The following is a 15,732-nucleotide window of genomic DNA, read 5'->3' as shown; positions in this document are numbered from 1 at the left end:
TATTCTTTGAAGGGTTTTTATTTTCGTTAAAAAGTGCTACGAAAACGTTTGAAATATAGTATTTTCGCAAAAATAAACTAATCAATATTTAATCTCTAAACCAATTAATATGGGTTTTAATGCCACTTACGAGAAAGAGTTAGCGTTTCAAGCTGACCGTCGCAGAGCAACAGTAGAATTTATTAAAATAATAAGTGACTTATGGTATGATAAGTCTATTGAGCTCGTTTTGTTTAGAAATCAATTAATAGACAGAAATGTAAGCGAAATTTTAAATTTACATGAATATGCAGGTGAATTTGTTCAAAAACCAATTTCAATTTTTGATTCTGTTGAAATTGCACAAGCAATTAGTGCTTTAAACTTCCCTCCTGCTAAGCTAGACATAGGGAAGTTAACTTACGAGTTTCATTTAGAGGACCAAAAATATAGTAATGCTACAGCATTTGTAGCTTCAAAATTAGGTAAGGCTAAAAACAATAAAGCTATTGAACCTAAAGATGTTGTACTTTATGGATTTGGTAGAATTGGACGTTTAGTAGCACGTGAATTAATGACACGTACTGGTAAAGGGAACCAATTAAGATTAAGAGCTATTGTTACCAGAGGCGACATTGATGAAACGGTGTTAGAAAAACGAGCTTCTTTACTAAGAAACGATTCTGTACATGGTGATTTCTCCGGAATGGTAAGTACAGACCCAAAAAACTCAGCAATAATTATTAATGGTACTACTGTAAAAATCATTTCGGCAAATAAGCCAGAAGATATAGACTATACTAAATATGGAATCTCAAATGCCTTAATTATTGATAATACTGGTGCATTTAGAGATAAGGAAGCTCTAAGTAGACATCTTAAAGCAAAAGGTGTTGACAAAGTATTACTTACTGCACCAGGTAAAGGAATTCCTAATATTGTACATGGTGTTAATCATACAGAACATAATCCAGATAAGGTTAAAATATTTTCAGCTGCATCTTGTACAACCAATGCTATCACTCCTATATTAAAAGCCGTTGAAGATTCTTTTGGTATTATTACAGGTCATTTAGAAACAATACACGCTTATACCAATGACCAGAATTTAGTAGATAATTTTCATAAAAAATATAGACGAGGACGTGCTGCAGCATTAAATATGGTAATTACAGAAACTGGTGCAGGCCAAGCTGTAAGCAAAGCTTTACCATCTTTAGAAGGCAAGCTAACCTCAAATGCTATTAGAGTTCCTGTACCAAATGGATCTCTAGCAATTTTAAATTTAGAATTAAAAAATGAAACTTCAGTTGATAGCATTAATACTATTATGAAAAAATATGCGCTTGAAGGTGATTTGGTAGAACAAATTAAATACGAAATGAGCGACGAGCTTGTATCTAGCGATATTGTTGGTAGCTCTGCACCTTCTATTTATGACAGTAAAGCAACTATTGTGAGAAAAGATGGTAAAAATGCTATACTCTATATATGGTATGATAATGAATATGGTTATAGTCATCAAGTAGTTCGTTTGGCAAAGTATATTTCTAAAGTAAGACGCTATACTTACTATTAGAATTATTGAAAAAGGAAAAGAAAAAATCTTACCCATTGGTGAGATTTTTTTCATTTTGGTATCCAATAACCAATACTTTAAAGTGCAATAATTAGAAATTTTTTACTTTTAAGATTGTTGAACATCTAAAATAATTTTTAAGTCGTATATAAGTAGCCTCACATTATTGTGAGGCTATTTGTTTAGTAAATATGTATGGAAATCTTCATAAAATTATTATCTTGGCAATCAATTAATCTAACAAAATCAAAATTACACCTTAGATGAAATTCCTAACCAAAGTCTCTGTTATTCTTTTAGTTACATTTAGTTTACAAACTATAAAAGCACAAACTGAAACGGAAACAGAAGAGAAATTATCTCTTAACAGTGGTACAATAGATAATCAGTTTGAATATTTAATTAGAAAATCTGGTAAGTATCAAGAATACAAAGTAGTTAAAAGAACTTGGTTGTATACCTTAAAATCTCATGTAGCAGATACACTAAAGGCAGTACACAAAGATTTATCAGACACACAGGCAGTAGTAAAGAAACAAGCAGATGAAATTGAAAGTTTAAAATCTAATTTAGCAAATACTGAAACTACGCTAAATGCCACAAATGAGGAAAAAGATAACATTTCGTTATTTGGCATACAAACTAGTAAAGCAAGTTATAAGGTTTTAATGTGGAGTATTATTGGTGCTTTATTTGCCTTATTACTTTTGTTTATTTACAAATTTAAAGGAAGCAATTCATCTACAAGAGAAGCTAAGCGTAAATTAGAAGAAGTAGAAATTGAGTTTGAAGATCACAGACGTACCGCTTTAGAACGCGAACAAAAAGTAAGACGCCAGTTACAAGACGAGCTAAATAAGCAAAAGTCTTAATAACAAAATTAAATATAAGTTTAATCCGTAATTTAATTACGGATTTTTTTATTTATAATTCAGAAGATTCCCAATCTTATATAACCTAAAATGCTTTAACAAAAACATTTTATAAGTAAAAAACTATGTGAGAGAAGAATGGTAATATATTGATTTTAATATACTATTCCCTTATAAGCAAATATTAAAAGACGTATTCTCTTTTGATAGCATTCATCTGACTGCATGAGCTTACAATAAATACAGAGAAGCTATTGCCCCTATAATTGAAAGAGAAATAGAGTCTTAAATAAAACATATCCAAAATCTCTAATATTATAGATTAAAAAATATAGTAATAAATAACTTACAAAAAATTTAATCATTTCAAATTTTTAAAATTATATAAAATTGATTAAATTTAAATATGAAAAGTTATTTTGTCCCAATAATTACTTTGCTTTTAACCTTTTACAATTTAAATGGAGTCTCTCAAAATCTACATTTAAAATCTAAGTTTGAAAAAATTAAAATAAAAGAAGACTCCACTTTTACAAATGAAATAATAGTTACATTTAAAAAAAGTGATGAAGTCAGGATCTATCCCATATTTTATGATTCGGAACTAGAAGAAATTTCAAATATTAGACTCTATGTTAAAAAAGGAAAACGCCAAAAACAAATAGCTATCAAAAAAATATATGAGCAAGACGTTAAATTAGATTACATAACTAGTCAAAAAAATAAATCTGTAGTGATACCAGCTGATATGGATATAATATTAAGCTATCAAATATCATGCAACCAATTAATGTATTTCGCTAGTTTGCACTTCTCTTCATATAACGTTATAGATACCTTAAAGTATCAAATCAATATTCCTAAGCAATTTCAATTAGCACACAAAACAATTTATACAGACTCATTACCTTTTTTTAAGATAGATTCAACAAAAACCAATACAGGATCTGAATGGCTTATTGTCGCATGTCCAAAAAAAATTAAACCTGATCCTCTACAGTTTTTTGGAATCTATAAAAATATGAAGATTCCCTTTATGAGGACCATAGTATACCCTAATTCATATAATAATAAACCTATCAGTTATATTAATGATTGGTATAATAAAAATGTAGCAGAAAAAAAGGGATTAAATGTAACAGTTAAAGAAAAAATAGATGATTTAACATCACACACTAATGACCCTCTTGAAATTGTTAATATTATATATAATTATGTAAAAAATAGCTTCAAATATGTCGCTATAGAAATTGGTATGGGAGCGTTTATTCCTTCTCATCCAAACGAAGTATATTTAAATAAACAAGGAGACTGTAAAGATTTATCTAATTTTTTATCTGAAGCTTTAAGATATAAAGGGATTACTAGTAACATTGCTTTGGCTGCAACTTTTGACCATATTAGTGATTGTGATTTTCCTTCTTTAAGCTCAGCTAATCATGTTATAGCAACGGCATTCATTAACAATAAAACACTACTATTAGACCCAACTGACCCAATCCATATAGAAGGAACACCAGTTCAAAGTTTGCAAGGACGCACCATATTAATTGTTAACTCTAATGGAGGTTTATTCTATAAAGTGGAAGCATTAACGCCTCAACAAAACAAAATTAATTATAAAATAAATTTAAAATTAGATTCTAAAAAAACACTTATAGAAGGTGATTTTAATATTGATTATTTTGGAGCTTCTGGCAATTATTTACGTAGAAATCTTAATTATGAAACTAAAATAGAATTTAATAATTATAGCAAACAATTGTACCAAGAAATTTTTGGTAACCAATCAGTTAGCAACTTAAATTTCACCAACGAGGTACAAAAATTTCACTTTAATGGTCATATATCTATAAATGGAAAAACTTTTAATGATAACCAAAATAAATATCTTTTTATTGATTTTTTACCAAGACTAATAGAAACTGAAAATAGAGAAACTTTAATGGAAGGTACTTACTTAAGAAACTCTTTTTATAAACAAGTACAAGTAACAATTCTATTAGATGAGCCAATAGAAATATTTAATTCCATCAACTATGAATATATGGAAAATGGAATTTCGCTTAAAATGGAAATAAAAGCTACATCTAATTTAGTCTTAGAGTGCAACTATGATTTTATCTCCAACTATATTTTTATAGACAAAGAAAACATTAGTAAAACCAATGAAATACTACAATCATTTAAAAAAATAATAAATGAACCAATTGTTCTTAAAAAACAAAAAATATAGCATTATCATCATATGCTCATTTGCATTATTTTTCAGCTTTAAACCTAACTTTAAAAATAATAGCGACGACCCTTTCACTGAGTTATGTAAAAATGCAGATGCGTATTATTTGTACTCATATACAGATATTTCCTATGCAAAAAGCTGGGCACGTTATAAAACTTATATTTCGGTCAGTAATAAATTAGTTGTTAACTCTATAAAAGGTGTGGAAAATTATGCTTTCTTAAATTTAGACGAATACGAAAGCAACCACTTAAAAAGCATTAAAATAAAAACCTTAAAAGCAGATGGTTCTATAGTAGAATTAGATTCAAGTAAAGTATTTTTTAAAAACTCAAAAGGCAAAAAATTTAGCGCTATAAATTACCCTATACCTGCTGTAGAACCTGGTGACACCATTGAAACCAACTACGTATATTATAAAAACCTACGACAGCACGAATTAATGAATTTTGTTAATTTGTATAGAGACATTCCCAGTATAAATAGTCAGTTTACTGTAAGAACTGGCCCTGAGTTATCAGTAAGATATAAGTCTTACAACAACTTCCCTAAGCCAGCAATTGTTGCAAACGACACCATGGTTTATGTACAATTTTCTATGGATAAATTAAAAGGACAATTGGTAAACGACCACAATTGTTTACCATGTGAAAAACCATATATATATTACTCTTTAGAAGAAAAAGATAGCGAATTAAGAACATGGAAAGATGTTTACAACCAAGAATTTAATTTTCTAACACAACCTATGGCACTAGACTATGACAATTCCTCATATTACAAAAGGTGGAAACGAAGAGTAATTGGTACTGCAAAAGATAGTAGTAAATATCATAAATTTAAACTATTACATTCCGCAGTATTAGACAACTTTAAAGTTGAGCCCATAAATGATAGTGAATTTATAAAGTCCACAGGATATTTTTTAAAAGAACAACGATTTGATGCTATCAGTATAAGACGTTTTTATAGACAAATATTAGAGGATTTAGACATAAAATATTGGGCAGTTTTTAGCAGAACCAAACGAGCTGGTAAAATAGATGCACATTATATTAGAAAAGGTGAATTTGATCATATTTTTTTCGCATATGAAAACGAAAAAGGATTTCTTAAATTTCTATATCCACATGAAGACTTTTATATGTACCAAATTGATGAAATACCAACATCTATTTATGGTACAGAAGCCATTATAGTTAAGCCTTATTTTGAAGCTAACAAGAAAAGAAAAGACAAATTTATAAATAGAGATTTAGAACTTGCAGAAGTAGATTCGGTATCCGTTGCTAAAATTAATTTACCTGAAATGGACGCCAACCATAATTATATAATACAATCAATATCGAGTAATATAAATATAGATAAAAAAACCACATCTTTTAGATACAAATTTAAAATCTCTGGAGGGTTATCAACAGATGTAAGAACTTTTTTTGAAATGCTAAATGAAAATGAAGATGCAAGTAATTTTTATGAGGCCTTATCTGATTTTGAAGGCAATGATAACACTTTAGAAATTGATACTATAACAGATGTAATATTTAATAGAAATAAACCGTTTTCTTATACTATGAATGGCAATGGGACTTTAAATAATGTAGTATCGTTTATAAATGATAGCTTAGTAAGTGTATCAGTAAACAAATTAATACAACATAATGAAATAGAAACAATTACTGATACGTCAGAATTAGATTATTATCTTGATTATAGCTATTCCGACAATTTATTTTTCGATTTAAATTTTCCGTGCGATATAGAAGTTGTAGGACTTGATAACAAAAATGTTGATTTTAAAAATGAATATGGAGAATATTTTTTTAAAATCATGACGAGTAATAATAACCAATTGAGATTTAATTCAAAATATAGAATAATTCAAAACTTAATACCTAAAGAAAATTATGAAGAACTAAAACGTCTTAATGAAAAAATTAAGATCGTAAAAAACATGCGTCTAATAATAAAATTAAAACAGTAATAATTACAAATATTAAATTTTCTTTTATTAATCCTATCTTTGCAAACTATATATATTACCCATGCGCATAGATATAATTACCGTTTTACCAGAACTTTTAAAAAGCCCGTTTGAAGCTTCCATATTAAAGAGAGCTATAGAAGCTGGTCTAGTAGAAGTACACTTTCATAATTTAAGAGATTATGCCACCGGAAACTACAAATCCGTGGATGACACACAATTTGGAGGAGGCGCAGGTATGGTAATGTCTATTGCTCCTATTGATAAATGTATTTCTAAATTACAATCTGAACGTCATTACGACGAAATTATTTATATGACACCAGATGGTGAACAATTAAATCAAAGTATTGCCAACCAAACATCTTTAAAAGAGAATATTATTATTCTTTGTGGCCATTATAAAGGTGTCGATCAACGTGTGAGAGATAGATTTATTACACGTGAAATATCAATTGGAGATTATGTGCTTTCTGGTGGCGAATTGGGAGCTGCCGTTTTGTGTGATGCCGTAATTAGATTAATTCCTGGCGTATTAGGAAATGAAACCTCTGCCCTAACCGATTCATTTCAAGACAATCTATTAGCACCACCTATTTATACTAAACCAAGAGAATATGATGGTATGAAAGTTCCTGAAGTTTTATTTAGTGGCAACTTTGCTAAAATTGAAAAATGGCGAGAAGAACAAGCTTATAAAAGAACTCAAGAAAGACGACCAGACCTTTTAGATGACTAAGTTCTGTTAGCTATAGTCAAATACCTAAAGGCTAAGGTCAAACAACTAGTAATCTTTAAATAAAATTTTTCCCTTTAAACCATTGTGTATATTTAAAATATCATTACTTTTGCACACCATTTTAGACCAACCTCTGGCGAAAATCGTGAATGTTGCTTTAAATCAACTATAATAAATAAAAGAAAATGAATTCTTTAGTAAAATTTGTACAAGACGAATTTGTAACCCGTAAAGACTTTCCAGAATTTAGTGCTGGTGATACAATCACTGTTTACTACGAAATTAGAGAAGGTGAAAAAGTACGTACTCAGTTTTTTAGAGGAGTTGTATTGCAACGTAAAGGAAGTGGATCTTCTGAAACCTTTACTATCCGTAAAATGTCAGGAACTATTGGTGTAGAACGTATCTTCCCAGTAAATTTACCAGCTTTACAAAAGATAGAAGTTAACAAGCGTGGTAAAGTACGTAGAGCAAGAATTTACTACTTTAGAGGTCTTACTGGTAAAAAAGCAAGAATCAAAGAAGTTAGAAGATAATTCCAACTTATATATTACAATTAAAGCCTTCTTTTTAGAAGGCTTTTTTGGTTATAAACAATTGTTAATAACTACAGTTTATAAGCTGTTGATATCTAAAGTGTTAAAAGGTTGTGATTTATTAAAAAAAATTATAATTTAGTCAAACAATTAACAACAAACTTAGTTTGGTTTTAAAGTAAAATTTAGATTTATGTTAAATTGTTACTAAAGATTCGTTCTTTATGTATTGAGGTCGTTTTTTGAGATTGTGTAGCAATTTGCATTAGCAAGTGTTTGTAAAACAATCATGAAGCTTTAGTAATATGACATGCGTTGTAGGTGATATTAATAAAGTGGAAAGCTCAGAAAAAGTAGTGGAATCGAAAGTGAACACAAAAAGAAAGAGCAATGTTTAAACCTATTTGTTCGTTTATACGAAGTTTGAAAGGAAAAACATCAAGAAAAACAGACCTAAGAGACATAGTAATATCAGGTCAATACATTTTGAAAGGTATGAATTGTTTCGAATTTGAAGCAGGAACACTTGAACCAAAAACGGAATGATTTCGGTCATCCTCCTAAGAGTTAGCGTAAGCTAGACAGGTCACGTAGTACTGTTTCTAAGAAAGCCATGTCAACACAGATTTAATCTGAGTGATATGGCTTTTTATTTGTCTAAATTTTTAGTTCTATTATCTATAGAATTAGTTTAAAAATCGATATTCAAATAAACTAAAATAAACAATTACTACGTAAATCTCACTAATTGAATTTTCATTTAATGTATACAAAAGAAACAATTTCTGGCTTACGCAATGCCTTCAACATTAAGATAATTAGTTAAAAATATATTATATATAATTATTTTGTCAATTTCCTAAAATTAGAAGCTGTTTACTGTAAATCTTTTATCTAAAAAAATCAAACGTTTTCGTATATTTGGCAAGCTTAATTTTAAGCAAAATCTCATTCAAAATTTTTTCAAGACTTATGACAAAAACAGCAAAGATTGTTTATACAAAAACGGATGAAGCACCAGCTCTAGCAACACGTTCATTTTTACCTATTGTTCAAGCATTTACAAAGTCTTCTGGCATTACCATAGAAACAAAAGATATATCATTAGCAGCTAGAATTTTAGCTGCATTTCCGGATTTTTTAACCACTGATCAAAAAGTTAACGACGCTTTAGCTGAATTAGGCGACCTAGCAAAAAAACCTGAAGCCAATATTATTAAATTACCAAATATTAGCGCTTCAGTTCCTCAACTTACAGCTGCAATAGAAGAGTTGCAAGGAAAAGGATTTAAACTGCCTGATTATCCAGAAGAACCAAAAAATGATGAGGAAAAAGAAATAAAATCGCGATACGATAAGATAAAAGGTAGTGCCGTAAACCCTGTACTTAGAGAAGGAAACTCTGATAGACGAGCACCAAAAGCCGTTAAAAATTATGCTAAGAAAAATCCACATAGCATGGGTGTTTGGTCTCCAGACTCTAAAACCCATGTAGCAACAATGACAAAAGGTGATTTTGCTCACAATGAAAAATCGGTTACGCTTGCTGATGCTACAACTATAAAAATTGTACTTTCAGATTCTAAAGGGCAGACAACAAATTTAAAAGAAGGATTATCTTTATTAAAAGGTGAAATTATTGATGCTACTGTAATGAGCAAAAAAGCTTTGCTTGAATTTTTAGAGGAGCAAGTTGAAGATGCCTTAGATAAAAGTGTATTATTTTCTTTACACATGAAAGCAACAATGATGAAAGTTTCTGACCCAATTATATTTGGTCATGCTGTACGTGTGTTCTTTAAAGATTTATTTGAAAAACATGGCAAAACTTTCGATAAAATTGGTGTTGATGTTAATAATGGTTTTGGTAATCTACTAGAAAAATTACATGATTTACCAGAAGATAAACGCGACGAAATTAGAGATGATATTCGTTTTGCCTTAGACCATAGCGCTGATTTAGCCATGGTAAATTCTGACAGAGGAATTACAAATTTGCATGTACCAAGTGATGTAATTATTGATGCTTCTATGCCTGCGATGATCAGAACATCTGGACAAATGTGGAACGCAGATGGTAAACAACAAGATACAAAAGCAGTGATTCCAGATAGTAGTTATGCTGGAGTATATAGTGCTACAATAGATTTTTGTAAAAAACATGGCGCATTTGATCCTACAACTATGGGTACAGTACCTAATGTTGGACTTATGGCTCAAAAGGCTGAAGAATATGGTTCTCATGACAAAACTTTTGAAATTGAATCTAAAGGAAAAGTAGAAGTAATTGATGCAGATGGCAATGTTCTTTTAACGCATAAAGTGGAAGCTGGAGACATATGGAGAATGTGTCAGACTAAAGATGCGCCTATTCAAGATTGGGTAAAATTAGCCGTAACTAGAGCAAGAGCATCTCAGACTCCTGCAGTTTTTTGGTTAGATAAGAAAAGAGCACATGATGCAGAATTAATTAAAAAAGTAAATACATATCTAAAAGACCACGATACTGAAGGTTTGGATATTAGAATTTTATCCCTCGTTGAAGCTACTAATTTTACTCTAAAAAGAATTAAAGAAGGAAAAGACACGATTTCTGTAACCGGAAACGTATTGAGAGATTATTTAACAGATCTTTTCCCTATTTTAGAAGTTGGTACAAGTGCTAAAATGTTATCTATTGTACCATTAATGAATGGTGGAGGTTTATTTGAAACCGGAGCAGGTGGATCTGCACCAAAACACGTTCAACAATTTTTAGAAGAAGACCATTTACGTTGGGATTCTTTAGGAGAGTTTTTAGCGTTAGCGGTTTCTTTAGAACATTTTTCTGAAGTAAACAAAAATAAAAAAGCAAGTATTTTAGGTGCTGCTTTAGATGATGCTTCAGATAAATTACTAGAAAACAGAAAAGGACCATCTAGAAAAGTAAATGAATTAGATAATAGAGGTAGCCACTTTTACCTTGCACTTTATTGGGCAGAAGCATTAGCTAACCAAAATGACGATGCTGATTTAAAAGCAGAATTTACTAAAGTATTTAGCGCATTATCTAAAAATGAAGAAACTATAGTTAAAGAATTAATAGATTGCCAAGGTGAACCTGTAAATATTGAAGGATACTATCTACCAAATGAAGATTTAGTTTCAAATGCAATGCGACCAAGTAAGGCATTTAATAGTATTATAAATTAACTATATATTACAATTAAGATTTTGTTAAAAAGCTTCTTCCGAGAAGCTTTTTTTATGCTTTTTAATTTACTTTTAGTGTAACAAGATTTGAAAGTATTCGTTTTAAAAATAAGAATTCATCAATAAAACTATTATCATTATATATGAAAACACTAATAAGAGTTTTTTTTCTGTGTTTATTTTTTATTTCGTTCAATCTTAGTGCTCAAGATAAGATAACATTAAGTGGAACAATAACAGATAGTAGCAGTAATGAAACACTTATAGGTGTTAACATTATTATTCCTGAATTACAAACAGGAACTATAACTAATGAATATGGTTTTTACTCTATAACTTTACCTTCTGGCAACTATGAGATTCAAATTAGTTATATTGGTTTTACAACTATAACTGAAACATTAGAACTTACCGCTAACCTTACTAAAAACTACCGATTAGAGGAAACTACTGAGAGTTTAGATGAAGTAGTTATTACAGAGAAAATTGAAAAATTAAATTTAAAAAAACCACAGATGAGTGTTAACTCTTTATCTATAAAAACGATAAAGAATATGCCTGTAGTTTTAGGTGAAGTAGATGTTATAAAATCCATCACGCTTTTACCTGGTGTTACAAATGCAGGTGAAGGTGCTTCAGGTTTTAATGTAAGAGGTGGAGCAGCCGATCAAAATCTAATTCTATTAGATGAAGCTACAATTTTTAATTCCTCACATCTTTTTGGTTTCTTTTCAGTTTTTAACCCAGATGCGATTAAAGATCTTAAATTGTATAAAGGAGGAATTCCTGCTAAATATGGAGGTCGAGTTTCATCTGTTTTAGATATTTATCAGAAAGAAGGCAATAGTAATTCGTTTCATATGAATGGAGGAATTGGCCTTATATCAAGCCGTTTACTAGCAGAAGGTCCTATAAAAAAAGATAAAGGCTCTTTTTTAATTGGAGGAAGAAGTAGTTATGCACATTTGTTCTTACCGTTATTTGACATAGACAGTAAAGCTTATTTTTATGATTTAAATACTAAATTAAGCTACAATATTAATAACAATAATAATGTTTATTTATCAGGTTATTTTGGGCGTGATGTATTTGAAATCTCTGATAGTTTTCAAAATACGTTTGGAAATACAGTTCTTAACTTTAGGTGGAATCATTTGTTTTCTGATAAATTATTTTCTAATCTGTCTTTAATCTATTCAGATTATTATTATGGACTAGAATTGAGTTTTGTTGAATTTGATTGGGTTTCTGGTATTTTAAACTTCAACCTTAAATATGATTTTAAACATTATCTTAATAATGATTTTAAACTAGAATACGGTTTTAATAGTATGTATTACAATTTTAATCCCGGAGAAATTAATCCTACGACAGAAACATCAGGAATTAATCCCTACAAATTAATTGACAAATATGCTTTAGAGAATGCCATATATATAGATGCTGAACATAAAATAAATAATAAACTATCCTTAAGTTATGGTGCAAGGTTAAGTATGTTCCATAGGCTCGGCCAAGATGAATTAAATATTTATGAGAACAACTTACCTCTAACATTTAATGAAGAAATTGGCATATACGAAAAGGCAGAACCTATTGCAACCGAAACATTTGATAAAAGCGATGTTATTGAATCATTTGCCAATTTAGAACCAAGACTTGCTGTTGCGTATCAATTAAATAAGGTATCATCCATAAAGGCTAGTTATAATAGAATGAGTCAATATTTGCATTTATTATCTAATACCACCTCTCCTACCCCTTTAGATGTCTGGACACCAAGTGGTAAATATGTAAAGCCACAATTATTAGATCAAATCGCACTAGGGTATTTTAAAACTTTTAAGAACAATACTTTTTCATTAGAAGTAGAAAGTTTTTACAAAACCATTAAAAATCGCATAGATTATGTCGATGGAGCAGATTTAATTGCTAATGATGCTATTGAACAAGTTATATTAAATGGAGAAGCAAAAGCATATGGATTAGAGGTATTATTTAGAAAAAATGAAGGCCGCTTTACAGGATGGTTGGCATATACACTATCTAAATCTGAACAACGAACACCTGGAAGAACTGATGTAGAAACAGGCATAAATAATGGAAAATGGTACAACACAGCCTACGATAAAACACATGACATTTCGCTAACAGGGAGTTATGAATTAAATAAAAAATGGTCATTTAGTTCTAATTTTATATTTCAAACTGGTCAACCTACCACCTATCCTAATAGTCAATATGAATATAATGGACTTGTAATTCCTAATTATGAAGCTAGAAACTCTAGTAGGCTACCATCTTATCATCGTTTAGATTTATCTGCCAATTACAATCCAAAACCAGAAAGTAATAGGACTTTTAAAGGAGAATGGGTATTTGGAATTTATAATGTATATGGTCGCAAAAATGCCGCTAGTATTTCTTTTAGAGAAAATAGTGATACTGGCACAAACGAAGCCATAAAATTAGCAATTTTCGGAATGGTGCCATCAATTTCATATAATTTTAAATTTTAATTATGAAAAAGTTAATATACCTATTTATAATTTGTATTTCATTTTACAATTGTGAGGATGTAATAGATGTAGATTTAAATGAAACGGAACCAAGACTGGTTATAGAAGCTTCAATAAACTGGTATAAAAATACTGCGGGAAACGAGCAGAGTATTAAACTATCTCTTTCATCTCCATTTTTTGACGATGAAATTCCTCCTGCTAATGGAGCAATAGTTCAGATTACGGACACAAATAATAATATCTTTAATTTTATCGAAGATGCAAATACAGGCATCTATTTAAATAATAATTTTATTCCTATCATTAATCAAGAATACACTTTAACTATTAATTATAACAATGAGATTTATACCGCCAAAGAAATATTAATGTCAGTAGTACCAATAGATTATATAGAACAAAATAATGATGGTGGTTTTTTAGGTGATGAAATAGAGGTTAAAGTATATTTTACAGACCCAATAAATATAGATAATTACTATTTCTTTGAGTATTACACTGACTTAGAAGATATATCATTAGATGTTTTAGATGATAAATTTATAGATGGTAATCAAATTTTCGGATTTTATGCAGAAGAAGATTTAGAAATAGGAAATGAGATAACGATAAGACATTATGGAGTTTCAGAACAATACTATGAATTCATGTTTATACTATTACAGCAAGGTAGTGAAGATGGTGGAGGTCCATTTGAAACACAACCAGCAACTGTAAGAGGAAACTGTATCAATACAACTAATGAAGATAATTATCCTTTTGGGTACTTCCGACTATCGGAAGTTGAAGAACAAATATATATCATAGAATAATATTTTATTTGATTAAAATAGTAATTCAATACAATTATAAATTCGAAATTCTACATAATAAATTTCATATCTTTAAATCATGAAATTTACAAAAACAACTGAACAAGAATCAAATTACAATAATCTCGAAGATATGTCTATTAATGAGATTGTGAGCTCTATTAATAACGAAGATAAATCAGTTCCATTAGCTGTCGAAAAATCAATATCTCAAATAGAAAGTGTTATTATACAAGTTGTTTCAAAACTAAAAACTGGAGGAAGATTAATTTATATTGGAGCAGGAACAAGCGGGAGATTAGGAATTCTAGATGCATCTGAATGCCCTCCCACTTTTGGAGTTCAAAATAATTTAATAATTGGAATAATTGCAGGTGGAGATAAAGCAATTAGAAAAGCTGTCGAAAATGCAGAAGATTCAACTACTCAAGGCTGGAAAGATTTATTAAACGTGAATATTTCAGAAAAAGATATTGTTATAGGTATAGCAGCTTCTGGGACTACTCCTTATGTGATTCATGCCTTAGAAATATGTAATAAACATAATATAATCACCTCTTGCATTACATGTAACAAAGATAGCCCACTATCTTTAACAGCAAAATATCCTATTGAAGTCATCGTTGGCCCTGAATTTTTAACAGGAAGTTCAAGGATGAAAGCAGGTACCGCACAAAAACTTGTACTTAATATGATTACAACTACAAGTATGATTCAGTTGGGTAAAGTTAAAGGGAATAAAATGGTCGATATGCAATTAAGCAATGACAAACTAGTAAAGCGAGGTATACAAATGATAATGCAAGAACTAAACATTGCTGAATCAGAAGCCTCTAAATTATTAACTAAATTTAAGTCAGTTAGAAAAAGTATTATCCATGGAAGAAAATAACAGAACGAACAAAGAGGTTTTAACCAAAGGGTTGAAACAGTTACTATTGTGTTTAATCTTTATGTTTTTAGGACCTGCAATACTCCACTTAGCCTTTAGCAATCAAAACAAACCACTTTATATTGCACTACTAATTTTGGCGATTTTACTATGTATCTTGGCTATCGGTTTATTAGTAGTTGGTATTAACACAATAATGAATAGTATGTTTAATAATAAAAAGTAATTCCATATTTTTTATTTTTCTAAATTACTTTATAAAACACAAAAACCCTTACTAAATAATATAGTAAGGGTTTTACAATACCGATTAATTCGGTAAAAAAAGGCGGTGACCTACTCTTCCACAGTTAAGCAGTACCATCGGCGCAAACGGGCTTAAC

At 29.7% G+C, this 15,732-nt stretch carries 11 protein-coding genes; all 11 read left to right on the top strand.

What is annotated here, in order from left to right:
* Positions 1 to 109: 109 nt before the first annotated feature.
* Entirely contained in the window at positions 110 to 1,558 is a 1,449-nt protein-coding gene (locus HNV10_RS09030; protein ID WP_173301028.1) for a glyceraldehyde-3-phosphate dehydrogenase, read from the top strand.
* A 263-nt stretch (positions 1,559 to 1,821) separates the two neighbouring features.
* Entirely contained in the window at positions 1,822 to 2,430 is a 609-nt protein-coding gene (locus HNV10_RS09025) for a tRNA (guanine-N1)-methyltransferase (protein WP_173301027.1), read from the top strand.
* A 406-nt stretch (positions 2,431 to 2,836) separates the two neighbouring features.
* Entirely contained in the window at positions 2,837 to 4,666 is a 1,830-nt protein-coding gene (locus HNV10_RS09020; RefSeq protein ID WP_173301026.1) for a transglutaminase-like domain-containing protein, read from the top strand.
* The gene (locus tag HNV10_RS09015) at positions 4,632 to 6,656 is read left to right on the top strand and encodes a DUF3857 domain-containing protein (RefSeq protein WP_173301025.1); all 2,025 of its coding nucleotides are present in this window, start codon (positions 4,632 to 4,634) and stop codon (positions 6,654 to 6,656) included. The genes HNV10_RS09020 and HNV10_RS09015 overlap by 35 nt, the downstream gene beginning before the upstream one ends.
* Positions 6,657 to 6,717: 61 nt before the next feature.
* Positions 6,718 to 7,395 (top strand): tRNA (guanosine(37)-N1)-methyltransferase TrmD, encoded by a 678-nt coding sequence (trmD, locus tag HNV10_RS09010; protein ID WP_173301024.1) that lies wholly within the window; start codon positions 6,718 to 6,720, stop codon positions 7,393 to 7,395.
* A 185-nt stretch (positions 7,396 to 7,580) separates the two neighbouring features.
* Complete coding sequence (rplS, locus tag HNV10_RS09005) at positions 7,581 to 7,931, top strand: 50S ribosomal protein L19 (RefSeq protein ID WP_173301023.1); 351 nt, start codon at positions 7,581 to 7,583, stop codon at positions 7,929 to 7,931.
* A gap of 972 nt (positions 7,932 to 8,903) precedes the next feature.
* Positions 8,904 to 11,123 (top strand): NADP-dependent isocitrate dehydrogenase, encoded by a 2,220-nt coding sequence (locus tag HNV10_RS09000; RefSeq protein ID WP_173301022.1) that lies wholly within the window; start codon positions 8,904 to 8,906, stop codon positions 11,121 to 11,123.
* Between the two features lie 143 nt (positions 11,124 to 11,266).
* Complete coding sequence (locus HNV10_RS08995) at positions 11,267 to 13,642, top strand: TonB-dependent receptor (RefSeq protein ID WP_173301021.1); 2,376 nt, start codon at positions 11,267 to 11,269, stop codon at positions 13,640 to 13,642.
* A gap of 2 nt (positions 13,643 to 13,644) precedes the next feature.
* Complete coding sequence (locus tag HNV10_RS08990; protein WP_173301020.1) at positions 13,645 to 14,457, top strand: DUF4249 domain-containing protein; 813 nt, start codon at positions 13,645 to 13,647, stop codon at positions 14,455 to 14,457.
* A gap of 79 nt (positions 14,458 to 14,536) precedes the next feature.
* Positions 14,537 to 15,349 (top strand): N-acetylmuramic acid 6-phosphate etherase, encoded by an 813-nt coding sequence (murQ, locus tag HNV10_RS08985; RefSeq protein ID WP_173301019.1) that lies wholly within the window; start codon positions 14,537 to 14,539, stop codon positions 15,347 to 15,349.
* On the top strand, positions 15,336 to 15,575 hold the full coding sequence (locus tag HNV10_RS17235) for a DUF6095 family protein (protein ID WP_241695484.1): 240 nt from the start codon (positions 15,336 to 15,338) through the stop codon (positions 15,573 to 15,575). The genes murQ and HNV10_RS17235 overlap by 14 nt, the downstream gene beginning before the upstream one ends.
* The last annotated feature ends 157 nt before the right edge of the window (positions 15,576 to 15,732 follow it).

Origin of the sequence: Winogradskyella litoriviva (genome assembly GCF_013249065.1) — a bacterium.
Classification (GTDB): Bacteria; Bacteroidota; Bacteroidia; order Flavobacteriales; family Flavobacteriaceae; genus Winogradskyella; species Winogradskyella litoriviva.
The sequence above is the reverse complement of the archived record's forward strand: the minus strand, read 5'-3'. Positions and strand labels throughout refer to the sequence as shown.

Coding starts and splice junctions, on each gene's coding strand:
- HNV10_RS09030 (WP_173301028.1), top strand. CDS start 110: ATGGGTTTTAATGCCACTTACGAGAAAGAGTTAGCGTTTCAAGCTGAC.
- HNV10_RS09025 (WP_173301027.1), top strand. CDS start 1,822: ATGAAATTCCTAACCAAAGTCTCTGTTATTCTTTTAGTTACATTTAGT.
- HNV10_RS09020 (WP_173301026.1), top strand. CDS start 2,837: ATGAAAAGTTATTTTGTCCCAATAATTACTTTGCTTTTAACCTTTTAC.
- HNV10_RS09015 (WP_173301025.1), top strand. CDS start 4,632: ATGAACCAATTGTTCTTAAAAAACAAAAAATATAGCATTATCATCATA.
- trmD (WP_173301024.1), top strand. CDS start 6,718: ATGCGCATAGATATAATTACCGTTTTACCAGAACTTTTAAAAAGCCCG.
- rplS (WP_173301023.1), top strand. CDS start 7,581: ATGAATTCTTTAGTAAAATTTGTACAAGACGAATTTGTAACCCGTAAA.
- HNV10_RS09000 (WP_173301022.1), top strand. CDS start 8,904: ATGACAAAAACAGCAAAGATTGTTTATACAAAAACGGATGAAGCACCA.
- HNV10_RS08995 (WP_173301021.1), top strand. CDS start 11,267: ATGAAAACACTAATAAGAGTTTTTTTTCTGTGTTTATTTTTTATTTCG.
- HNV10_RS08990 (WP_173301020.1), top strand. CDS start 13,645: ATGAAAAAGTTAATATACCTATTTATAATTTGTATTTCATTTTACAAT.
- murQ (WP_173301019.1), top strand. CDS start 14,537: ATGAAATTTACAAAAACAACTGAACAAGAATCAAATTACAATAATCTC.
- HNV10_RS17235 (WP_241695484.1), top strand. CDS start 15,336: ATGGAAGAAAATAACAGAACGAACAAAGAGGTTTTAACCAAAGGGTTG.